Here is a 22,405-nt window from a genome sequence, read left to right on the forward strand (position 1 = left end):
TCATGCGGTCTTGCCTTCCTTGGCAAACTCCCGCTGTACGCCCTTTACCACGTCGTCGAGCTGAACGCCCCGCTCATGACGCAGGCTGGCCAGCACGCTGTAGCGCAGCACGTTGGTAATGGCGCCCCCGGCCAGGGCATATTTTTCGGCCAGCTCCTCAAAGCCGAGCGTTTCCTGGGGCTGTACGCCGGCAAAGGCATGCTGCCAGAGCTGCAGCCGCTCGGGCGGGCCCGGCATCGGGAAGTAAATCATCGACTGAAACCGGCGGGCAAAGGCTTCGTCGAGGTTGCCTTTAAGGTTGGAAGCCAGAATTACCACGCCGGGGAAGTCCTCGATGCGCTGCAGCAGGTAAGCCACCTCCTGGTTGGCATGCCGGTCGTTGGACGACGACGCGGCGGTGCGCTTGCCAAAAAGGGCATCCGCTTCATCGAAAAACAGGATCCAGTGCCGGTGTTCAGCCAGATCAAACAGGCGTCCCAGGTTTTTCTCCGTTTCCCCGATGTACTTGGACACGACCATCGACAAGTCGACGCGGTATACGTCGCGGCCGGTGGTTTTGCCCAGCAAGCAGGCCGTCAGGGTTTTACCGGTACCGGGCGGGCCGTAGAACAGGGCGCGGTAGCCAGGCTTAAGGTGGCGGCGCAGGTGGGCATCGCGCAGCAGCATCTCCTCGTGCTCCAGCCACACCTGCAGCTCCCGTACCTCTTCGCGCACATGGTAGTCGAGCACCAGGTCGCCCCAGTCCAGGGCCGTCGTGACGAGGCGGGCAGGAAAGTCGGAGTTGTGAGCGGGCTGGGGCCGCTGCCCGGTCAGCAGCAGGGCCAATTCTTCCGGGGGTACCGTAAGGGCAGCGCTGGTGAGTGGCTCGTTACTTTCGGGGGGGGTCAGGCGCACAAGGTCGGCCCGGGTGAGGGCGGAGTCCTGCCAGAGAAACGTTTGCCAGTAAAGGCGCCCCCCCAGGTCGTCGGCGGCCAGCAGGAACAGGGCGGTTTCGGCCGTGGGCAGGAAGCCGCCGTGGTTTTTGCCTTTCACTCCGCCGAACTCGGTAAAGCCGCGGTCATAAAGGGTGTTGCGCACGAAGAAGGCATCGAGCAGCTGGGGCTGTAAATGGGGAGCCAGGGTCAGGGCCAGCACCAGCCGCTCTTCCCGGCTCAGCGCATGCTGCCGGACCAGGCGGGCATAGGGTGCCGCGTCGGCGGGAGGCAGCTCCGGCAGGGGCACATCGGCCACGGCGGCATACGCGCTTTCCAGCCCGAAATACAGGTTGATGCGGGTGGTAACGACTTCGGAAAGCCAGTACAGCTCGGCCCGCAGCACGTTGCCGTTGGCCAAAAAATCAGTTAGCGCCATGTCACGTAGAGAGGTAAGGCCATCCAGGGCAGTTTGATGATGGAGATAGACCAGGGGCGCCGGTCCAGCAGGATATCCAGGGTTTTGGTTTCGACGGTGAGCTGCACCCGCTCCTCGACCCATTCCATCTTGCCCTGCCGCTGCAGAAATGTTTCGCGCAGGCCCGCCACGCTGGTGTTCTTCAGAATTTCCCAGCGGCCAATAACGGCTTTAAGCAAACTCTCCCCCATGCTTTTTTCCTCGTCCGTGAGCACCAGCCCGGCTAACAGGGGCTGGGGCTGTCCGATGCCGCACAGGAGCTTATTCAGGGCCAGGGCGTGTTCAGGGGCGGCCTCGGAGCCGGTGGCCAGAAACTGCAGCAGCAGCGCAGCCCGGGCCGCCGGAGCAGGTTCCGGAAACTGCGCGTCCTGCAGGTAACCAAGGCGGTCGAACAGGGTGGTCAGAAAAGGCCAGAGCAGCACCAGTCCGGCATTGGCGATGTACACAGTTTCGAGCGGCGGGGCCTCTTCTACGGCTTGCATACGCGAGTCTGATGGGGTGATTTCACGGTTTTTCCGGCCGGCCGCGGTCTGTTTCGCCAGATAGGCTTCGTGCACGACGGTAAGCAGGGCCGGCAGGCGACTGCGCAGCACGAGGCCGCGCCGCTGGGCTTCGCGCAGAATGCGCTGGCCGATGGTGGCTTCTCCGCCCGGGGCCGACGGCCACCGCTCCACCTCGGCCTGTAGCAGGGCCTGGGCCAGCATCACCGGCCGGAAAGAGGCAGCCGGCACGGCTACCACCAGCTTCAGGATAACATCAAACAAGACCGGAGCCGCCAGCCGCACCACTCCTTGCCGGCCAAGCAGCTGCCAGTCGCCCACTGGTCCGGCCAGCAGGCGAAACTGCACCGGGTACAGTAGCCGCAGCAGTCGGAAGAAATGGTCGGCCGACAAGGTCCGCAGCAGCCGTTCGCGCATGGTTGGCACGGCCAGGCAGGGCCGCAGCTGCTGCAGCGCCGCGCCGTTACCGCGTCGCAGCAGGGGCTCCCAGAAGGATGCGGCCCCGGCGGGGGGGTGAGCCGGCTGCCCCACCGGAACAGCCAGCTCCCCGGTTTGCAGGTAGTGCTCCAGCGCCTCGGAGGCCGGCAGATCCCCGGCAATTCCCTGGTCTACAGTTAGTTTTGGCGGCGAAAGTGGTAGCATTGAGCCAGACCAGGAACTCCTCTCTAAGGCCTCCGAACGGACGACCCCGTCGGCTTTTGCCGGGGTGTGGGTTGCAACCCGAGCCGGGCGGTAGGGTTGCCGCTGCCCTTCGCCGGCAAAGGCCGACAGCAGCCAGGCAAAAAACGGGTCGGTAGCCAGGGCAGGGAGCTGTTGCTGCAGGCGATGAACCCAACCCAGCACCCCGCGCCACGGCAGCCCGTGTCCGGCGGCCTGGCGCCGGGCTTCAGCCCCCGACCACGAAGCTTTTTCTGCTCCTGCCCGCAGGCGAAACGTTAGGTACGCCTCTCTCAGAAACAAAGCCGTGCTACGTTCAGAGCCGACTGCCGAGGAAGTCAGGAGGCCATCCAGCTCCCGTAATGCCGGACCCGAACGCCCGCTACCCGCCTTATTGATCAGCTGGCTAATGAGGGTAAAATCTGACAGAGCGGCCAGCCGTCGGATAAAAGCCGGCCGGGTGCCCAACTCCCGGACCAGGAGCTGGGTAGAGCTTTTGTAATGATGTGCCACCTGAGCCAGCAGACGTGCCAGCTGGGCCGTTTGCAGTCCCGGCGGGGACCACCAGGGCAGCTGCCCGTGCTGGAGGTAGTAGAAAACCAGGTCCCGGGCCGCGTCGCCGGTTGGTAGGCCACCCGCTGTTTCCACTCCTTCACGATGGGCCTGCCGGCCTGCCCGGGAAGCCTGCAGGGTGGCATCCCGGGCATTTTCGTCACCATACCCGCCCTTAGTGAGGCGGGTGGAAACCGGAGCAGGCATGGGCTGCCTGTCGTCCGCCGCGGGCAGGTAGCCGCCCGAGCCACGGGAATAAGCCTTAGCTTTCTGATGGTTATGAGCCGGGTTAACTATTCCCGGAGCACACCCCCACACTCCAGCCGGTAAGTCAGTGCCGGATTTCTTTGCACTTGCTGAATTTCCTGCTGGCTTGCTTGCGGCGGTGGTTTTTCGGGCCAGCGCATCGTGCTCGTCCACCAGACTGGCGAAGAAGGCATCCGCCCGTAAGAGAGGCCGCTGCTTCACCATTCGTGCTACCTTGATCAGCGTGGCCCGCCACGGAAGCCCGTAGGCCCCGGCTAGCTGTCGGATCAAGGTCCGCGTCCGGGCCGAACCGGCCGGGCCGGAGGCCTGGTGGAAGGTCAGGTAGCCGGCCCGCAGAAACGCCAGAACCTGACCCGGCATCTGAAAGCCAGTAGCCCCTGAGTGCCGATCCAGGGCCGTCAGAGCGGGCTCGGCCCGCCGGGAGCGGGACGAACGGTTGGGAGTTAACTGCTGAAGCAGGGCAAAGTCAGCCAGCCCCGCCAGGCGCTGCCCAACCCGGGCTCGGGCCGCGTGGCGCTTCAGAAACCGCTGCAGGGCGGGTTGTTGTCTTTCCATTATCAGGCGCAGCAGCTGATGCAGATGGGCAAAGGCAAGGGAAGGAGCCCGCCACCACGCTGGTGGCCGGCCTTCGAGCAGATAGTGCAGCAGCAGCACCAACGCGCCTTCGGCAAAGTGGTCCGCGGTTATCCCGTGCTGATGAGCAGGCCCCGACAGCGGAGGCCTTCGATTTTCCCCGGCCCGGTCTGGCGCTGGTTTACTATGGGCGAACGGCCCGGCTGCCGTTGACCGCCCGCCAGGCGTAGGAGCCGAACGGCGTGCCTGCCCAGTGGATCGTCGGGAGGTCAGAGCCAGCACCCATCGGGCATGGGGGGCAGCCAGGAAGCTCAGGTGGTTGGGCAAATCCCTATCGCACCCCGTTAAAGCAGAAAAGTCCGCCTCGACCGCGCCATCAGTTGCGGCAAAACCTTTTGAGCCGGCATCTGGCCGTACCGTCGACCGGGTGCTGCTGCCTGCTGCTGCTTTCCAACCAAATTCATTTCGTTTCCCCTTTACGGCAGTAGCGTTTCTTTTCGTCGCCTGCCCGGCGCCAGCTTCAGCCTGAACGTCCGCTCTCGTGCCTGTTGCTGCGGAGCCCCGGTCTGCGTGGCTGCCCGTTGTTTCCCGCCTGGCCGCGGATTTTACATGCGCAGGTTGCGTGTTTACCTGCGGGCTGTTGGGTTTACTACCGTTACCGGACCAAAGTGCCCCCAGCGAGACGGAGCTTGGTAGCTGCGCGGAAGCGGTCAGCAGCCGGGCAAAGAACGGCTCCGCCGCCAGAGGTGGAAGGCGCTGTTGCCAGGCCTGGGCTTTTGCAAGCACGGCCCGCCAGGGCAGGCCGTGACTGGCTGCCAGCTGCTGCATTGCCGCCAGTTGCACTGGCCGGGGCTGCAGAACTGCGACGATACAGGCAGCGCGTAAAAAAAGCTGCCACTGCGTCGGACCGGTACCCCAGGCGGCCTGCCGCTCCAGCTCCGCCAGCACCTCGCGCCGCCTCTGCCCGGACTTATAAATCGAATGGGCGCCCGGCAGCAGCTCCGCCAGCAAAGTCAGGTCAGCCACCTGCACGAGATTACGCTGAACGCCTGGGGCCATCAGGTTCTCACGTACGAAGGCGCGGGTTACGATCGGCTCCTGCTGAACCAGCTGTTTAATAGCACGTGATAAATAACTCATCGTCATCCCACTATCCTCGCTCTCACGCAAGATATTTCCTGTGGGCAACCAGCCGTGCAAAAGGAATTCCCGCACGATACCGCGCATCCGGTCTGCTGTCGGTCCACCTGCCCGCATCGAACTGCCCATTAACGCGGGGGCCGAAGCGGGCAGGTGCTGACTTAGCCACTGCGCCAGGGACTGGCTGCTGCGACGCGGGCTTTTCGTATTCAACAGGAACGTCAGCGTGGGCTCCCACAGAACCTGCTGGTTGGGTCGGAAAATTAACCTGCGGGATGTTTCGGTTGCTTGCCAGGCGGTCATGGCGGCCAGCACGGCCCGCACCTGCCCCGGCGCGGCCTGGCGCAGCAGCTGGTGCAGGACAGGCCCGGGCGCGTACCGGGCCAGCGTAGCAGCAGCAAATCCGCCGGCGCGCTGCACCAGTGCCAGCAAGTGTCCATTCCGCTCACTAAGCTCAGTTAAAGCCCGCTGTACCTGTGCCCGGGAAACCACCCCGCTGACTGCCGCCGGCAAAGTCCCATGACGCAGAAAATACAGCAGGTACTCTTCCGCTACCGGTCCGACCGGAGACACCGCTGAAGCAGTCCCGGCGGCCCGCACTCCCGCGGGCCGGACTACGTCGAGCACCTGAACTGAGCCTGGCGGCCCGTGGCGGCCTGCAACCGCAGTTAAACTCCCGTTTTGCCGAAGGCTGCCGTCGCTCCGTCCGGTCGCTCCCAACCCAGCCTGTATCTCCTCGCTTCCGCCCGACTGGCCGTGCTTGGCTTCTTCCAGGTACACCGTTCGGATGATGGCTGGCAGAGCCGATTGGGCAGGAAAGGGCAATGTACTGGCAGCCAGCTCAAACAGGCGACGAAGCAGCACCTCGTAGTCGAGGTTAAAAAAGACGGCGAGACGACGAATCTGGTGCCCGATAAACGAGCGGCGGTTGAAGGCGGAGCCCGTTCGGGTCAGCAGATCGGTGAGTACCAGCTCATACACCACCCGCCGCAGCACGACCTGACTTACCGGCACCAGCAGCCGGGGGTGGGCTGTTTCCACGGCCAGCAGGTACTCGAGAATAAAGTCGGCGTGCGCGGGCTCCAGCAGGGCAATCAGCCGCTGCAGCTGCCCCTGACTTAGCTGTTCCACCAGTCGGCGCCGCACATAGTCGAGCGAGCCCCGGCGGAGCACCAGGGCCCGGAAGTCGCCGGCGTGCCGGGTCAGCGCCTCCTGTAATACAGCTGAAAGCGAGAAAGTGGTGGCATCTACTTGCCAGGGCAAACTGCCGTGCAGCAGGTAGTATTCCAGCACGTCGAGCACCGCAGGCCGTAAGGATGCATCCTGCTTGACGTCGGCGGCCGGGCGCGGGAGTTGTTCCAGGGCTTCGCGCAGCCGCCGCCGCAGCCGGTCGGGCAGCTCCGTTTCTACTTCCCGCTGGCTGATCAGCCCCATGTCCAGCACCACACTGGCCAGGGCAACCCAGGCGTCGGAGGGGCAGAACCGGGTCAGCTCTTCTTCTACTACCTGGATGAGCCGGGTTCGGCACAGCGTGCTGATCCGGTCCGGAAGCAGCCGGGCCCCGGGAGCATCGTCGGCGACGATATCGAGCCGGAGCTCCTGAATGGCGTGGGTTGCCCGGTTCATATCGGCCTAACGTTAGAGCTGGGCTTCGGCCAGATACTGGCGTAAAAGAACGGTGAGCTGCTGCTGCAGCCCCGGCAGGTGCGCCTCATCAGACCGGCCGCGGGCATTCAGCAAACCGCTGGCCTGGGCAAACTCCGCGTAATAGTGCTCCAGCTCCCGCATCTGAGGATAGTCGAGCCAGCAGATATTTACCAGCAGGTGAGCCGGGGCGTGGCGTAGCACCAGGTAGTGAATGTACTCGCGGTACGAGTAAGTCATGCCCCCGGCCTGGGACTTGGCGACGTGTCGAAACTGCCGGCTATACGATGGGAAGCACAGCGTAACCTGGTACTGGTAGAATTCCGGCTCCACCCCGGCTAACCCAGGGTTTTCCGCATCCGACTCCGTAGCGCGGGGCTGCAGGGTGCGGTGGTCAATCAGGATAAACCGCTCGAGCTGAGCATCAAGCCGCCCGAGGTAGCTGAGCACCAGTCTGGCGGCGCTGGGAGCTGGCTCTTTGGACTGCGCCGGACCTGCCTGGGGCAGGCCCCGGCCAACCAGTTCCAGTTCTACTCCGACCCCTGTTTCAACCTGGACACGGTTAGGCAGGGGCGGAGAGGTTTTCTTTAGCGCTGGCGTCTGCAGCTGCTGATACATCAGACGTAGAAAGCCCGTAAAGTCCATAGGGGTGCTTCCGTGTACCACCAGCTCAGCCGTAGCCGGCGCCTCGCCCGGGCCAAGGTGTACTTTCTGCTCCAGATCGGTCAGGCGCTGGTGGTGGCCGGCTTTGAGGTGGTAATAGCCGATGCCGGTGAGCAGATACAGGAAAAACTCCAGCCCCGAAACCCCGGCCGGACTGCCCAGCCCCGGTGAGTGGGGGCTCATGCGGGCCGCTCCACGGTGGTACGTAGCCACACTCAGGTGGCGCAGCATCCGCTCCTGGGTTTGAATGGCATGCTGCTGAATGGCGCCCGGCTCGGTTAACACCGGCGAATACACCGTGAGCACGTAGCCAAAGCGGGCCAGCAGGTGCGTGAGCATAGAGCTGCGGCGTTCCAGAAACTCGTGGGGCTGCTCGGCCAGGTCGCGCAGCTTGCGGCGGTAGGCGTTGTGGGGGTCAGCCTTAAACGTTTCCCATTCCCGCTCCAGGTCATAGGTCAGCCTTTCCTCGTCCCGGTCCGGCTGGTCGAAGTCCGCCAGCAAAGCCTGCACGTGGGGCACGTCGTAAAGTGGTTCGGTGAAGGCAGTGTGCTGCTGGGGCCGGGGCGAGAACAGGTCGGCCGTGTGGGCTACCTGGGCGCAGTAGTTGGCCATAATCTGCTCGAAGAACAGCAGAAAGCCTTTCAGCTGCAGGCTCTGGGCGTGGTGGGCGGCCGAGGCACCGACCGGCACGCCGGCTTCCCCCACTCCATACACCAGCGGAAAGGAGCGCTGAATCGAATCGTATTGTCCCAGGTTCTGATAGGAGCCCTGCGTTTCCTTGAAGCGCAGCTTATTGGCCGGCACCCGGCTCTTCAGGTTTTCGTCGTTGGCATGGTGCAGCTGCAGGTACTTGCGCAGGGCCCGGTCGCGGTCGAAGTGCAGGGAAATGCCACGGAAGCTGACCAGCAGCCGGTCTAGGCTGGCTTCGGCATCGAGGGCAGGCACCTGCTCGGGGGTAAGCTGCACGAAGGTGCTGGGCGTCACAGCCTGCGCCTCATAGAGCAGCAGCTCCCCCACATGGCGGATTCCTTCCACCTGCATCACCCGCTGGTGCAGGTTGGCGGGCAGAATCGTCAGCCGCTGCCGCTTAAACTTCTGGTCCTGCAGCAGGCGGCTGCCGAGCAGGGGACCTTCAAAAATAGCCTCCGCCCCCACCCCGGCCGCCACCAGGTCCTTCAAGCCCACGATGGGAATGTAAGGGTCAAGGTAGCTGTTGATCTGCCACAGTACATCGGCCACCACTTCCTCCTGCAGATAGCCGTGCTTGATTTCCAGGTTCCCCCCGATAATCAGCGGCCGGGGCTCCAGAAAGATAACCTCCGTGAACTCCTCCCCCAGCCCGCGGTAGTCGTTAAGCAGTTCCAGCAAATCCCGCCGCAGCTGCCGCCGCGACTTTTCCTGCAGCGTTTTGCGCAGCTTTTCACGGTCCTCGACGGTGGGCTGGCTGCGCAGGACCCGCTCGTAGGAAGGCTTCAGCTCCGAGTCGTGGGTGTCGAATGCCTCATGGGCGTGGCGCCGGGGCAGCTCCACCCGCACCGAATATTCACCGGCCACCGAACGTTGGCTACTTTTCTTGCGCCCGGGCTGACTGCGCCGCTCTATCCACACATTTTTGATGCGGGGCCCAAATTTATCCAGCACGATTTTCTTGTAATCGTGCAGCGAAACGGGATGATTGGAAAAAACCTGATGGGCGGGCGCCAGGGCCGAGCCCGGCCGTCGGTTGGCTCCGGGGGCACTGGCCAGCAGGTCCGGAATGGGTTGGGCGGCCCGGTTGGTGAGGTCCGTTAAGGCGTAGCACAACGACTCCAGGATGGTAACGCCGGGGTCATGCTCGTTGTAGTCAGTCCAAGTGTGGCCGCTCAGCTGCTGCAGGCTCGCAATACCCTCGGCCCGCAGCCGGGCATAGTCGAGGCCGGGGGGCAGGACCAGGTCCTTGCTGATGGTAGGGGTTGGTTTGCGCATAAGCCGGGTCAGGTTCCTACCTGACAGATACTTCAATAAATAAGCCGGTAGTCAGTTAGCGGAGCGGCCCCGCCGGGCGCCGGTCGTCGAACAGGTGGGTGATGTGGTACACGATGCGGGCATTGGGGCCAAACGAGCGGGCCGTGCGCATTTCCAGCCCGTAGCGGGGCCACCCCCCTGGCGTCCGGCGGTCTTCCCGCACCCAGCGAAACCGGATTTTCTGAAACCAGCCCCGGAACCAGGCGTTGTGCCGCACAATCCGGCTGTTCGAGGAGCCAAACGCGCTCAGTACCGTAGCGTGGGTGAGGGCATAGCGCCCCTGCCGGGCCGGGCCGTAGGCGGCGGCCACAATCTCAAAGGCATGCAAACCGTCGAGGCCGGTGATGATGGGGTGCCACTGTCCGTCGGCGGCCACTTCGCAGCGGGGCACCTGCCCGGCTGTGGCCGGGTCCTGATAGGTGCCGATGCGGCCCACACTGCCCACAAAGCCGGCCACCGTGAGGCGCTCCTGCGGATCGGTCGAGCCAATGCCTACGTTGCCGCCCGGCTGCAGGTGCAGCCGCACCACGGGCTCCGGGGCCGCGCCCTCGGCACTTTCGGCTTCCAGGGCCCCGGCCGCTTCAGAGATGCTTAGGCCCAGGCCCGGTGCTCCTTCGGCCGTTTCGGAAGCCAGCAGGCTCAGAAACCAGGCCGGCGCGTGGTTTTCGAGCTGGCGCAGGTCTTTGTAAAAGGAAATCAGCCGGCCCAGCTTGTCTTCGGCGCTGAGCATAAGCCCATGCTCGGGCAGCTTGGCAAACCCATCGTCGAGGCGGTTGACCACCGAGTCGATGAGGTCGGCAAAGCTTTTTTCGGTGGGCACTTTGCCCTGCCGGAAGTAAGACTTGAGCGTATCCCTTTTTTTTAATGATTCCATGCGGTTCAGGTAGGGCGGAGTTAGTCGGCAGCTTCCGTGGGCCGACGGGAATCAAAGCTGAACGGAATGGCGAAGTCGTTTTCAATGGTCAGGCTACCAATACCGGTGGGCTGTCCGGCCTGTGGCTCCCAGGTGCTGGGCAGTTCCACCAGCTCGTGGTGCTGGGCGGACACGAACACGGCCCAGGGCCGGCTGCGGGTTGTATCATCGGCGGTCCACCCCTGCTCCCCGGCGCCTGGCGCTTCTTGCTCCGGGAGGCTGGCCGAGTCAGAAAACAGATACTGATAGTTTTCCAGAGCCGTTTTCACCAGGGAGAAACCAGTGGTAAACTCGACGTAGGGCAGCTGGTTGATAAAGGCCAGTACCATGGGGCCCGACACAGCATTCGGCGCCTCTGCCCGGGCGGCACTGACCGGGGTCCAGGGCGAGAGGAACTCGGCGAGGTCGCGCTGCAGGCGGCGGCGGAAAAAATCTTCCTGGCTGCCGGCCCGGTCGCGGCGGTAGCGCACCTGGCAGCGCACCTGCACCACCTCGTACAGGGGGTTGCAGAGTTCCAGGCGCACGTGCGGCGAGGCCAGCGGCTGCAGGGCTTTGCGCATCTGGCGCAGGCGGCCCGGGCTGAAGTGAGGCAGCCGGTACTCGTGCGGGTTGGCGGCCGATGCCGGCAGCAGGTGGGGCAGCACCATCACAACTACTTGTCCGGGCTTGCGCTGCCGGGCCGGCAGCTGATTGGGACGCAGGCACTTGGCCCGGTACACATCCGGAAACTCTTCCAGTATCAGCCGCTCGTAGTCCCAGGGCGTCACGGCCCGGTGGCGGTGGCGCAGCCGCTCACTGACGCGGGTATAGTACTGCTCCCGGGTTTCGGCGGGGCGCCCACCCTGCGAAGGCAGCGGCTGCGTAACACGGGCCAGCTCTGGTACCGTTCTGGTCAGGCGACTCAGGCTCAGGGCGGGCAGGTTTTTCTCGAACACAACCGGCTGCCCGACGACCGGGCTTACCCGCTCGGCCCGTACCACCTGGGGGTGTACGGCCAGCACCCGGCTGATCTGTCCGGCGCCCTTGGCTACCGTCGCCCGCAGCCAGAACAGGCCATCGGGCATGATGCGGTGCCGGGCGCTCAGCGTGGCCGGCAGGGTCAGGAACACCTGGCCGAGCTCGGTAAAGTGCTGACTGGTATCGTGCAGGGCGTGGCCTTTTTCGAAGGGAAGCCACTCGTCCTCCACCAGGTACGACCAGCGCACCTTGGGTTGCTGCCTTCCCCCGCCGGCACTGCACGACAGGGAATCCTCCCGGGACAGAAAGCTGCGCGACGACAGCTCAAACAACAGGTTAATCGTCTGCGGCAAAGCCAGCTGGCTCAGGCCGAGGTAGAGCGTGCCTTCGTCGGGGAAGTCCGGGAGCAGCCCCACCGAATAGGCTGGTACCGGCTTCTCTCCTTTCCTTTTCCTGCCCGGAATTAAAGCCAGGCGGGTGGGCTCGTAGGCGGCATAAGGGTGCACGTAGTAGAACTGCTGCGCACGGCCCGGACCCGGACCAAACAGGGAAGCCACCTCGATTTCTTCCTCGGCCGAATAAGTAAGCGCTACGCTCTTGGCCAGGGGCACGAACGGCGGCCGGGGCACCGGGCGGGGCTGGGAAGGATGCCGGGCGTTGTACTGCAGGGTTTCCGACAGCAGCATCGGGTATTGCTCGTCGCCAAAACCTATGTCCGGACTTACCAGCTCCAGGCGGATAAAGCCGGTGGCCGCATCGGGGCGGTAGCCCAGCGGAGCCGGCAGCAGGTTGTCCTGAAAGTCTGCCTGGCTTGTTGACAACGGCAGCCGGGTAGTGGGCAGCAACTCGTCCGTCCCGGCCCGGGAGTCAAAAAGCGGTGTTGGTCGGGCCGGAATTTCAGCCGGTACCCAGCGCCAGTCGCGCAGAAAGCTGGCCGTTACCCGGTAGGAGTTGTTGCTGATCGGCTGCCCGTACGCTTCGTAGTAGCGGGCAAAGCCTTCGGCCGGCAGGTTCAGCCAGTCGAGGGTGAGCGTAAGGCTGGTCAGGCGCTTGCGGAACAGCTCGGGGTAGCCCACCAGCAGGTAGGCCCCCGGCTGGGCGCGGGTACCGAACGGGGCGAAGGGCATGGCCATGTCCAGGGGCCCGAGCTGGTTGCTGAGCTGCACGCCCTGCACGTCGCGGGCCCGCACCCGCAGCCGGATCTTGCGCGGGTGCAGCAGCGCAAAGCAGGAATAAGCGTAGTCCGGGCTTTGCTCGTTCAGCAAAAGCTGCAGCACCGGCGAGGCCGACTGAAACTGTCCGGCGTGCACCGCCGGGTCGTGGGCGACCATGGCGGGCCGGTTGCGGTCCAGCAACAGGCGCCAGCTCACCGTGCTGGTGGCCTCATCGATTCGCACCTCCTCCGTGACCAGGGAAAGCCAGCTCTCGGGGCCGGTAACCGTAGCTTTGAATGCGCGCAGGCACAGGTGGTCGAAGGCTTGCTGCCAGGTTTGGCCGGGTTGGGCAAACTGGCTCTGCAGGCAGTTGATAAAGCGGGTGAAGCTGCCTGGCTCGCAGCACAAACTCAACTCGATGGAGCGGTGCCCTTCCTGCAGCAGCAGGACGGGCGCCGCTACCGCAAACCCCACCCGGCCGGCGCCCATGGTTCGGTAGGCGGGGCTTACCAGCCCCTGATCTTCGCCAAAGGCGGCCCAGCCGATACCTTCGGGCACGGGCCGGGCCCCAAAGCCGTCAGCAGAGTTGGCATGGGGAGCGGCGTAGATTCCGCTGACCGGCCGATGCTTGCGCTTCCCCCCGGCCCGGCGGGCCACGTGCAGACTGGAAAACTGCTGAATCCGCCAGGGGGTGAGCAGGCGCTCCTCCAGGGTGCGGAATACAATGCGGTTGCCGGCCTCGTCTTTACCACCTTCCACTTCCAGGCCCGGCGGCACGGTATAGGCCGGCACGTCCTTGGCCAGCTGAAAGGAAAGAAAGGCCTGATCGGGCCGGGCCGGGCGGCGTGCCACCTGCAACACCTTTTCGTAGTAATGGTCGAGGTGGCGGCGGGGAATGTCGTTGAGCTCGCGCTGAGCGTGCTCATAGAGGCGCAGAAACGTGACCATCAACGCCATTTCCGGCAGCAGACTGTCTTTGGCTTCCAGGTCGTGCTGCAGAATCCGGTGGGCCAGCCGGGCCAGGGAAGCCTGGGCCTTGTGGAACTGCCAGAGCAGCCCGGTCAGCTCCCGGATGATGTCAGTGGGTTTAAGCAGCTGTTCCTGAAACCGGGTAAACAGTACTTCCACATCGGCCTCGTGCTGCTGCGCGCGCTGCAAGGCCGGAGTTGGCTTTTTGGTGCGCGGGTCCTCGTGCCAGATCGTATGAAAGTCCGCGATGCTGTCGGCGTCGAGGCGGGTCTGGTCCAGCTCCCCAAGCCGAAACAGCAGGCTCTCGTAGAGGTTGGTCCGCCGCAGGGCATCCCCGAGCTTGCGTACCTGCTCTTCCAGCTCAGCCTGAAATACCCGGCGCTGCCGGCTACGGCCATGACAGGAATACCAGTCGTCGAGGGCGGCGGCCATGGCGTGCAATCCTCCCAGCAGTTCATCCAGGGTTTGCCGGCGCTGGGCGTAGGAGGCTGTTTTGTCGTGCAGGTGGCGGATCAGGGTCGAGTACCGCTCATACTGGGCTTCGATACGCTGCCCGGCAATGATACTGATGATCAGCAGGCTGCGGTGCTTCGACAGACTCCAGGTTTCTTCGGCCAGCACCTTGCCGTCGGCTACTTTGTAGAAGCGCACCAGTTCCGAAAACTGCCCAATATACGCCAGCAGCTCCTCCATCGTGTAGTCCGACAGCATCAGCTGCTCCGGCAGCAGCGGGGCCGGCAAACGCTCCGCCTGCGACGTTCCTCCTTCCTGGAAGGACAGATCCGGCGACAGAAAGCGGGCAGTGAGGGGCATAGTGAAAACGTCAGATTACTTGCCCGGCAGAAGCGTGGCTTCGGTCAGGTAGAAAGGATAAACCACGTTGTGGCGACTGTTGATGGTGCGAACCGCGTAGTTGACTTCCAGAAAAATCACGCCGTCGTTGATGCTGTCGGTGTTGACCTTGACCTCATGCAGGCTGATGCGGGGCTCGTAAGTCAGCACGGCTTTGGAAACCACGTCGGTAATGTGAGTGAGCGAAGAGCGGTCCATGTTTTCGAACAGGAACTGGCGCAGGGGGCAGCCGTAGTCGGGATTCATGACCCGGTCGCCGGGCTCGGTGTGAAACAGCAGGTACAGGCTCTGGCGGATGTCTTCCTCGTCTGAGGTCATACCCAGCAGCCGGTTGCGGGTAGCAAACTGCGGCGGAAAGCTCCATCCGGTGCCCAGGAAGGAGGGCATTTCCTCGGCGTCGGCATCGGACAGGAAAAAAAATGAAGCAGGCATAGCTTATCCTCCAATCATGACGGTGGGATAGCCCAGGACAATGGAACCGCCGTGGGCGGTGGTGTCGCCCATGCGGGCCGCCGGCATCTTGCCAATCATGACCGTTGCCGAGCCCATCACGATGCTGTCGGGTGGGCCCACGCACACGGCCATGTCGCCGACGCGGGCGGCAGGCAGCTTGCCAATCAGCACCGTGGGGCAGCCGGGCCCGGTAATAGGTCCGCCCACGTGCGGTATCGGTGAGGGAAAGGCGGGCGTTTGCATCGGGCAGGTGTGCATATCGGTAAGGCGAGCGGCGGGCGGCATGTTGGTTGCTGGTTGCTGGTTGCTGGTTGCTGGTTGCTGGTTGCTAAGAAAAGATGGACGGGTTCTTCCGTATCCATTCGTACTTCCTAAGTTGTTCTTACTAATTAATCATCACCATAGCGCCCTGTACCGTTACCTGCCCGGAGGCCGACAGCTCGGCGGAGGCGGTGCCGGCCATCTTCATCTGAATCTGGGCGGTACCGGCCACGTTCAGGCCCTGCAGCGCCAGGTCGCCGGTAGCTTTCACCGTCAGGTTGCCCGTGGCTTCCAGGTCGAGGTTGCCCTTGGCTTTTATCTGCAGGTTCGAGGCGCTTTCCAGCACGATTCCGCTGCTCGACAGCTCCACCTTGTTGCTGCTCTGGTCGGTGATGGTGATAGACTTCCCGTCGTCGCTGAGGACAATCTTGTTGTTGCCGGGCGTCTTCAACGTCAGGATCTTCTTGTCGTCGTTGAACTCCACGGTGAGCTTGCTCTGGGTGACGTGGGCCTTGATGCTGTTCTTGTCGTCGGGGGTGTAGGCCGGGGCCCGGCCACTGCTGTAGAGGGCACCGAGCACGACCGGCTGCTGGGGGTCGTTGTTGAAAAAGCCCAGCACCACTTCGTCGTTTACTTCCGGGTAGAAAAAAGTCCCGAACCCGGACGAGGCGTACGGGTGGCCGAGCCGGGCCCAGAGGTTTTTGCTTTGCAGGGCCGGCACCTTCACCTGCACCCGAAACTCGTTGCCGGGGTCTTCGGTGATTTTTGTAACCACGGCGTTGTAAAGGCCCTGCACGCCGGGCAGCTGCCCCAGGTTGGAAGCCGGGGCCGATACGTCCGGGGTCTGCTGGGCAAACCACTGCTCGTCCAGCCCCAGGCTGATTTCCGTGGTCCAGTCGCCCTCGGCCAGCGTGTGCGTCACACCCGACACGTAGGCGTTGCCGTTGAAGCGCTGTCCCATGCCGAGCATGCTTACCATGCTGCCCGGCACGGCCAGGGCGCTGCCCTGAAACCGGATGGTTCCGCGCACCTTGGCCAGCTCCGACTTCAGCCGCAGCGCCTTGGTCCAGGCCTGCAGACTTTCCTGGCTAGTGGCCGCGGTGGCCGGCAGGTCAACGGATGCCGCGCCCATCACGGCTGCCAGCGTCGCCGGAGTCACGTTGCCGGGAGTCGACACGCCGGGGCTGGCGCCTTCGGCTTCCACCAGAGCCTGGTCTTTGGCGCTCCACGCCTGTCCTTTCACGGCGGCATACTGGCTGCGGGCATCCATCTCCACCGCGAAGCTGGTCAGGTTCGTGCCATAGGTTAGCTCCAGCACCGGGTTGGCGGAGGTGTCGGGGGCCGTTACCGTCACCTTACCCTGGTCATTGAGCACCACCAGGCCGTTGGCTTCGGCCCGGGCCACGATAAAGTCCCAGTCGGAGCTGTAGAACTGAACCAGCTCATCGTGGGTCACCGTGGTAGCATCCACCGTGCTGCTGACCCCGCTGTAGGTGCCGATGATGCTGCTGATGGCCGCGTCGTCGGTGCTTTTCTCGAACAGCGCACTTTTGCGGCCCACGGTCAGCTTGGCAGCGGCGTCGCGGCATTCCACCACCAGCACCGGGGCCAGGTCGGGGCTTACGCGCAGACCGTGCTTGACCACGATGCCCTTGAAAATAAGCGTGTCCTCGGTATGGTAGCCGGCCAGGATGCTCAGCTCCGTGCCGGGCAGAAAGTCGGCCGAGTCGCTGATGGGGAAGTCTTCGGATGACGGGTCCCCATCCAGAATCTCGATACGGGCACTGCTGATGCGGTTTACGCCCTTGCTGACCTCAATCGAAACGACCGGGTAAGTGCTGTCAATTTCAGTACCGTTCACCAGGATGCGGAACGTGACCAGATCGGTTTTGCCGGTAAGGGGGTTGGCAGGCATTGCAAAAGGTTAAACGAGGGGCGGGAAGACGATATAGGAGCCGGGCTCAAGCCGCCGGAAATGCACGAGGTTGTTTTGCCGGGCCACCTGCAGGTAATAGTCGGGCTTGCCGTAGATGCGGTTACAGAGCACCGGCAGCGTGTCGCCGGCTTTCACCTGGTAGCGGTGCGAGAGGTCCGACGACTGCTTGTCCTCCTGCTTGGCCAGGGTGCCCGCGTCGATAAAGCCCACAAAGCCCAACTGCACCTTGGCCCGCAGCGGGGAGCCGTCGGGCCGGAACATGGTGTAGCTGACGTCGAACTTGGTAAGGCGGCAGTTGAACAGAAAGGAGCCCCAGATCAGCTTGAGGTAGTAGGGCGCGTGAATCTTGCCCTGGTAGTCGAGTACCACGTTCTGCAGCTGCTTGATTTCGGCGGCTACGTCGGTGCGGGTGCTGTCGATAACGCCGGTGCCGTCGAAATGCAGGGCAAAGCTGACGGTATCGGGATTGGCGTGGGTGAACTTGGGGCTGCCGCCGGCCGCACCCGGCTTCTGGGTTTTGCTGTAGGTGACGGAGTGAGTGTGCGAAAACGATTCGGGGTTCAGGAACACGTCGTAGCGCGCTCCCTTGGTCGAGAACTTCTCGTCCTCGTACGCCTGAATCGTCATTTTTACCAGGGACATGCGGAGGGTGTTAGCGGCGGGCGGAGGGTGATTGGCGAATGGCGTTGTTACTGGTCGGGGTGCTCAGGGATGCTTACCGCTCCCGGCGCTTGTCGAGGGCGGCCAGCACCTGGCGCACACAGGACTCGGTAAGCTCGCGGCGCAGCTTTTCCCGTTCGTCGACGCTGAAAGCCGCCTCGGTCTGGACCGGGAGGCGGCTTTCGTCGTGCACCGTCACTTTGATAACCAGTTCGCGGATTTCGATGGGCATTTTTTGAGGGCTCAGGGTTTTGGTTGTGGTCCGGGAGGAGCTTACTGATTCGGTTACACTTTCTGAAAGCGGGAGTAGGCCAGCTCCAGGGTTTCGATGGCCAGGGCATTTTCCTGGGCCTTGAAGTCGGATATGCTCCACTTCACCGGCCAGGCGTTGTCGAACGACCACGAAGCCAGCGGATTTCCGTCTTCGTTGAGCAGGCTTACCAGCACCTGCCGGGGCACGATGGGAGCGGAAAAGTCCGCCCCCACCGTGCTCGAGCACCACCGGGCCAGGTCCGAGCCTTCCGCTACCAAGCCCCGCTTCAGCACCAGGTTGCTATACTTGCCCACGGTGGGCACCCGGTGTTTGTACAGGTTCTGCCCGCCTTCCGGGATGCTGGTGGTTTCCAGCTCCATCGTCAGGCCCGACACCTCCTGAAACGCATTGTCGACCGAAGCCCCGCCCGCCCCGAAGGACACGCGGAAGTAAAAGCCGACGGGGGGGTAGTTAGCGTCCGGCATCAGCGTTAGGCGTTGGCAATGACGATGGTTTCGTAGGCAATTTCCAGCGTCTCCACGGCCACCTCGTTTCCTTCGGCCTTTAGGTCAGTGCCCTGGATTTTGCACGGCCAGGCGTTGTTCAGCGTCCACGTCATGGTGGGGGCGCCGGCCTCGTCAAGCAGCTTGATGACCACCGTCACGCGCTTGATGGTGTTCATCTTGATGGTGGAGTACCAGTCGTAGAACTTGTTGTCCTTCGCGAAAATGCCCTTTTTCAGGGTCACGTTGCCCACTTTGGCAATGCCGGGCAGCTTGATGGTCGAGAAAACCGGGTTGTTGCCGGCGCGGTACTCGAGGATCTGGGTTTCGGTTTCCAGGCCGCTTACTTCCTGAAAGGGTACATTGCTCTGGTCGCCCAGATCCACCATGAAATAAAACTTCGGTAGGGGCCAATTATTATCCTGTGCTTCACCAGCCATGGGAGTTGATCGTTAAAGGGTAAAAAAGAGGGAATTGGGAGTTAGTAGCCGGAAGTTCAGAAGCTAGGACTTCTGCATCTGCTGCTGGAAATTGAGCACGATAAACTCGGCGGGCCGGGAGATGGCCACTTTCACGAACACGTTCATGTAGCCGTTCAGAATGTCGTCGGCCGTCATGGTCGAGCCCAAACCCACGGCCACGCTGTAGGCGTCGTCGGGCGAAGCCCCGGCCAGGGCCCCCTGCTTCCAGAGGTTGAACAGGAAGCTGTTGATCATGCTCTTCACCGTTACCCAGGTGTTGGCGTCGTTCGGCTCGAAGACGTAGGCCCGGCAGGCCAGCTTGATGCTCTGCTCGATCATGATCATGGTGCGGCGCACGTTCACGTAGCGCCAGTCCTGGCTGTTGCCGTCGAGGGTGCGGGCACCCCACACCAGCACGCCCAGGCCCGGAAACGGCCGGATGGCATTCACCGACTTGCCGGTTACGGCGTCCACGTTCAGGTTTGCCTGGTCTTTGTCGCTGAGCGAGACGGTGGGCGACTGTACCGCGTTCAGACTCACGTTGGCGGGCGCCTTCCACACGCCCCGGCCTTTGTCGACGCTGGCATACACGCCGGCCATGGCCGAGGAGGCGGGCAGGGTGTTCAGGTAGCGGCCGATGGCGGAGGTCACCAGCACGTAATCTTTGCTCATCACCATCAGCGTGTTGTGCACCTGCTGAATCTTGGCGTAGTCAGTCAGGGTAGCGTCGGAGCTGAGTTCCTCGTCGAGCTCCTGCACCCTGGCGTAGGCCGACTGTATTTCGGTAAAGGCAGCCGAGTTGCCATTTGTCGTGAGGGCTGGCTCGTCGGTGGGTACCTTTACTTCTTCCACAGCGGGGTCGGCCGAGCTGCCGCCGTTTTTGGCCGCATTAGCCACCAGCGCCTTGATTCCGTCAACGAAGCCCGGGTCGAAGTTCATGAACGTTGTGTCGCTGCCCGACAGCACGTTGGTATGCACCCAGGGGAAGTAGGCGGCGCCGTACTTGAGGTTGCTTTGCCCGATGTTGGTGCGGAAGTCGGTAATAATCTGGGGCACGTCGCGCGGGTCGGTGGCGGCGCCGTAGTACACATCCACCAGCGTCACCCGGCTCTGGGTTTCGGCGCAGTGGGCCAGGGCGTACTTCATTACGTCGTAGTAGTCGCCTTCGGAGAGCAGCAGGGCATCGGGGGCCACAATCATCGTCGGCTCCTGCTCGTAGATCAGGGAGTCGATGGCGTCCAGGAACTTCTGCTTATCGCCCAGGGCAGGCGGGTTTACGGCTCCCGGAGTGGGCGCCTCGTAGCCGCCCAGCGAAATCACGTAGCAGGTCGAGCCCCCGTTCTGGTAGAACAGGCGCATGTTGTTGTAGAGGTAGTACGAGTGGCTGGTCGGAGCCAGGGCGTACACGTTCTTGTCCGAGAGCTGCAGGGTCATGGTGCCGATGAGGGGCTTGACCACGTCAGTAGTGGTACCATCCTCTTCGTCCCCACCCTCCTTTTTGGGCTTCGCTACGGCTTTGCTGTTCCCGCCTTCCTTGCCTTCGCCGAGGGCCAGGGTGGTTGCGCCAGCGCCCAGACGGGGCGCTTCGAGCAGGGTAAACGTGGTGAGGGCGCCCTGGCCGTAGTACGACTCAAACTCCTTGAGCGAGGTTACCCGGCGGGCTTTGTTGGTCAGGCTTTCGCCTTTGTAGCTGGCCTGGGAGGTGTAGCCGATAAAGACCGGCACGGCCGTCGCCACCTCCACCACAGAGTTTGGAAAGGCGTTAATCTCATTGATGTAAACGCCGGGGGTTTGTTGTTCCATAAGGGTTTGAAAAAAGGGTTGGAGGAAAGAGTTAGAGGTGAACAAAGATTTCGGTACAGGTCGGAGCAGCCGGGTCAGCGGGCCTTCCAGCGGCCAGCAGGGGCTTGCTCAGCTCCACCCCGGCCCGGGGCAGGGCTACCACCAGCGCCGGGCCGGGGCTGTCGGAGCGGGTGCTGCCGGGGGGCTGAAACCGTAGGGTGCAGGTGTAGCGGGGCCGCTCGGCCAGGGCAATGGGCTGTTCCGACACAAACACCGCGTGTACGCCCTCCATGGTGGGTGGCTCCTGCCGGAAGCTGACAGCGGGCAGCGTAGCCCGGACGGCGGGGTCGGGGGCGGCGGCAACCGACAGGTTCTGCGGCGCGGCGCGGTACCTGTCGGCCGAGGGATGCTTGCAGGCAATCAGATACTTCCAGTGGGTGTGCCGGGGAGCAAACTGCAGCTCAAACGTGGGAGCGGTAGCCAAAGCGGCTTCGCTCAGCTCCAGGATTCCCCAGGCCTGACTGGCGTAGAGGTGGGCATCGGCGTAAAAGTCGAGCAGGGCGGTAGCACCGTGCCGAAGCTGGTAGCGGCCTTCCTGCCAGGGCCGCAGGTCAACGGTAACCTGCCCCGTGGGCCCCGGCCCGACGGCCGGCCTCTCCACCTGCCGGTCCAGGTCCAGGATACTCAGCTCCGTTGGGTCTGCTCCTTTCGGAAGCGAGCAGCAGAACACCAGGGGGCGCAGCGGCAGGCGGCTGTCCTTGCTCACGGGCAGGGCCACGGAATCCACGCTCCGGGTCGCCGGCGCTACCACATAATAGAGGGTACCTGCCCGCGGCGTACGTGCCAGTTCGGTGTAGTTCTCGAAGTACGGGCTGAGGGGCTGCAGCCGAAAACGGAGCGGAAACAAGAAGTCCGGCAGGGGCCGGCGCGGCGCCTCCTCCCCGACTGCCTCGCTGCGCAGCAGGGCCAGCCCCCGGGGAGTGGACTTAAGCAGCAGACCGGCCCGGCGCAGGTTCTGAGCCGTCTGCAGGGTAGGCGTCAGCGCTACGCTGGGCGTGTAAGGGTCCTGAAAATAGTCGTGGCGCTGGTGCAGCCGGCACAGCACCTGATAGGTGGTTTGCATAGCCTAGGTAGTTTGCTGGCCCAGAGAGCCGATAACGGGCAGGGACTGCGTAACGCCCCCCTCCTGGATAGTGAGCAGGCGTACTTTATACACCACCGACGGCACGTACTTGCTGCCCAGCATTCCCCATAAGAAGCTCCATTCCTGGGCCGTCGTGGACTCCATCTCCAGAATCAGCCGGTCGACGCGGCGGTCCAGGGTAGGTGTGTTCTGCGCCGTCAGCAGATTTTTCCGCTGGAACAGGGCCAGTGTGCCGCTCAGAAACTTGAGAGCCTCGGTGTAGTCGCTGAAGTTGGCAGCCAGCAGCACCTTCAGATTCAGCCGCAGGGCGGGGTTCAACCGGCCAAACTCCCCCTCCGTGGTGGTACGCCCGGCGGGGGCGTTGCGCACGGTGCTTTCCGGCTCAATGTTGATGAGCGTGACGCAGAGCTTATTAAGCGTATCCGTGAGCACGGTGCCATCGGGACCCACGAAGGCCGACAGCATCGCGCGGCCCTGACTTTCGTTCAGGTCGAATACCACCCGGAAGTGGGCATTCAGCTCATCAACCAGCGCCTGGAGTGCCTGCTGAATCATAGCCCGGCCAGTACAGGGTACGCAGGCAGGCTTACTGCACAGCCCGAAAGCAAAGGCGCAGGACGGCTGGCCGGTATGGCGCCGACGGGAATTTCAGAAAATGGGGAAGACATGAGACCGCACGGAAACCGATGGAACAAGAAGCTGCCGTCAAGCTCAAAGA

The 22,405-nt window shown here is 63.4% G+C and carries 15 protein-coding genes; all 15 read right to left on the reverse strand.

All coding sequences use genetic code 11. The annotated features are described in order from the left end of the window. The gene (locus LJY25_RS02715; protein WP_227606685.1) at window positions 1–1,350 is read right to left on the reverse strand and encodes an ATP-binding protein; all 1,350 of its coding nucleotides are present in this window, start codon (window positions 1,348–1,350) and stop codon (window positions 1–3) included. Further along, window positions 1,341–6,704 (reverse strand): contractile injection system tape measure protein, encoded by a 5,364-nt coding sequence (locus tag LJY25_RS02720; protein ID WP_227606686.1) that lies wholly within the window; start codon window positions 6,702–6,704, stop codon window positions 1,341–1,343. Before LJY25_RS02720 ends, LJY25_RS02715 begins: the two co-directional genes overlap by 10 nt. Before the next feature lie 12 nt (window positions 6,705–6,716). Then, a complete protein-coding gene (locus LJY25_RS02725) occupies window positions 6,717–9,350 on the reverse strand; it encodes a hypothetical protein (RefSeq protein ID WP_227606687.1) in 2,634 nt (877 codons plus the stop codon). Window positions 9,351–9,405: 55 nt separating this feature from the next. Further along, on the reverse strand, window positions 9,406–10,263 hold the full coding sequence (locus LJY25_RS02730; protein ID WP_227606688.1) for a hypothetical protein: 858 nt from the start codon (window positions 10,261–10,263) through the stop codon (window positions 9,406–9,408). Between the two features lie 20 nt (window positions 10,264–10,283). Then, complete coding sequence (locus tag LJY25_RS02735; RefSeq protein WP_227606689.1) at window positions 10,284–14,195, reverse strand: baseplate J/gp47 family protein; 3,912 nt, start codon at window positions 14,193–14,195, stop codon at window positions 10,284–10,286. Window positions 14,196–14,210: 15 nt separating this feature from the next. Further along, window positions 14,211–14,666, reverse strand: a complete 456-nt coding sequence (locus LJY25_RS02740) for a GPW/gp25 family protein (protein WP_227606690.1) — start codon at window positions 14,664–14,666, stop codon at window positions 14,211–14,213. A 3-nt stretch (window positions 14,667–14,669) separates the two neighbouring features. Then, a complete protein-coding gene (locus LJY25_RS02745) occupies window positions 14,670–14,972 on the reverse strand; it encodes a PAAR domain-containing protein (protein WP_227606691.1) in 303 nt (100 codons plus the stop codon). A gap of 100 nt (window positions 14,973–15,072) precedes the next feature. Beyond that, a complete protein-coding gene (gene vgrG / locus LJY25_RS02750; protein WP_227606692.1) occupies window positions 15,073–16,863 on the reverse strand; it encodes a type VI secretion system tip protein VgrG in 1,791 nt (596 codons plus the stop codon). A gap of 9 nt (window positions 16,864–16,872) precedes the next feature. Continuing rightward, complete coding sequence (locus LJY25_RS02755; protein WP_227606693.1) at window positions 16,873–17,526, reverse strand: CIS tube protein; 654 nt, start codon at window positions 17,524–17,526, stop codon at window positions 16,873–16,875. Between the two features lie 73 nt (window positions 17,527–17,599). Then, window positions 17,600–17,776 (reverse strand): DUF5908 family protein, encoded by a 177-nt coding sequence (locus LJY25_RS02760; RefSeq protein WP_227606694.1) that lies wholly within the window; start codon window positions 17,774–17,776, stop codon window positions 17,600–17,602. Between the two features lie 53 nt (window positions 17,777–17,829). Further along, a complete protein-coding gene (locus LJY25_RS02765) occupies window positions 17,830–18,282 on the reverse strand; it encodes a phage tail protein (RefSeq protein WP_227606695.1) in 453 nt (150 codons plus the stop codon). A gap of 5 nt (window positions 18,283–18,287) precedes the next feature. After that, window positions 18,288–18,740 (reverse strand): phage tail protein, encoded by a 453-nt coding sequence (locus tag LJY25_RS02770; protein ID WP_227606696.1) that lies wholly within the window; start codon window positions 18,738–18,740, stop codon window positions 18,288–18,290. Between the two features lie 63 nt (window positions 18,741–18,803). Then, entirely contained in the window at window positions 18,804–20,564 is a 1,761-nt protein-coding gene (locus tag LJY25_RS02775) for a phage tail sheath family protein (RefSeq protein ID WP_227606697.1), read from the reverse strand. Between the two features lie 31 nt (window positions 20,565–20,595). Beyond that, window positions 20,596–21,666: a hypothetical protein gene (locus LJY25_RS02780; RefSeq protein ID WP_227606698.1), complete on the reverse strand. Its 1,071-nt coding sequence runs from the start codon at window positions 21,664–21,666 to the stop codon at window positions 20,596–20,598. Window positions 21,667–21,669: 3 nt separating this feature from the next. Next, window positions 21,670–22,242 (reverse strand): DUF4255 domain-containing protein, encoded by a 573-nt coding sequence (locus LJY25_RS02785; protein ID WP_227606699.1) that lies wholly within the window; start codon window positions 22,240–22,242, stop codon window positions 21,670–21,672. Window positions 22,243–22,405 lie beyond the last annotated feature (163 nt).

Source organism: Hymenobacter translucens, assembly GCF_020685205.1.
GTDB classification, from domain to species: Bacteria; Bacteroidota; Bacteroidia; order Cytophagales; family Hymenobacteraceae; genus Hymenobacter; species Hymenobacter translucens.

Excerpts from the sequence above, each read along its gene's own strand:
- LJY25_RS02735 (WP_227606689.1), bottom strand. The coding sequence starts at position 14,195 with ATGCCCCTCACTGCCCGCTTTCTGTCGCCGGATCTGTCCTTCCAGGAA.
- LJY25_RS02725 (WP_227606687.1), bottom strand. The coding sequence starts at position 9,350 with ATGCGCAAACCAACCCCTACCATCAGCAAGGACCTGGTCCTGCCCCCC.
- LJY25_RS02780 (WP_227606698.1), bottom strand. The coding sequence starts at position 21,666 with ATGCAAACCACCTATCAGGTGCTGTGCCGGCTGCACCAGCGCCACGAC.
- LJY25_RS02745 (WP_227606691.1), bottom strand. The coding sequence starts at position 14,972 with ATGCCGCCCGCCGCTCGCCTTACCGATATGCACACCTGCCCGATGCAA.
- LJY25_RS02720 (WP_227606686.1), bottom strand. The coding sequence starts at position 6,704 with ATGAACCGGGCAACCCACGCCATTCAGGAGCTCCGGCTCGATATCGTC.
- LJY25_RS02765 (WP_227606695.1), bottom strand. The coding sequence starts at position 18,282 with ATGCCGGACGCTAACTACCCCCCCGTCGGCTTTTACTTCCGCGTGTCC.
- LJY25_RS02760 (WP_227606694.1), bottom strand. The coding sequence starts at position 17,776 with ATGCCCATCGAAATCCGCGAACTGGTTATCAAAGTGACGGTGCACGAC.
- LJY25_RS02715 (WP_227606685.1), bottom strand. The coding sequence starts at position 1,350 with ATGGCGCTAACTGATTTTTTGGCCAACGGCAACGTGCTGCGGGCCGAG.
- LJY25_RS02775 (WP_227606697.1), bottom strand. The coding sequence starts at position 20,564 with ATGGAACAACAAACCCCCGGCGTTTACATCAATGAGATTAACGCCTTT.
- LJY25_RS02785 (WP_227606699.1), bottom strand. The coding sequence starts at position 22,242 with ATGATTCAGCAGGCACTCCAGGCGCTGGTTGATGAGCTGAATGCCCAC.
- LJY25_RS02740 (WP_227606690.1), bottom strand. The coding sequence starts at position 14,666 with ATGCCTGCTTCATTTTTTTTCCTGTCCGATGCCGACGCCGAGGAAATG.
- LJY25_RS02730 (WP_227606688.1), bottom strand. The coding sequence starts at position 10,263 with ATGGAATCATTAAAAAAAAGGGATACGCTCAAGTCTTACTTCCGGCAG.
- LJY25_RS02770 (WP_227606696.1), bottom strand. The coding sequence starts at position 18,740 with ATGGCTGGTGAAGCACAGGATAATAATTGGCCCCTACCGAAGTTTTAT.
- LJY25_RS02755 (WP_227606693.1), bottom strand. The coding sequence starts at position 17,526 with ATGTCCCTGGTAAAAATGACGATTCAGGCGTACGAGGACGAGAAGTTC.
- vgrG (WP_227606692.1), bottom strand. The coding sequence starts at position 16,863 with ATGCCTGCCAACCCCCTTACCGGCAAAACCGATCTGGTCACGTTCCGC.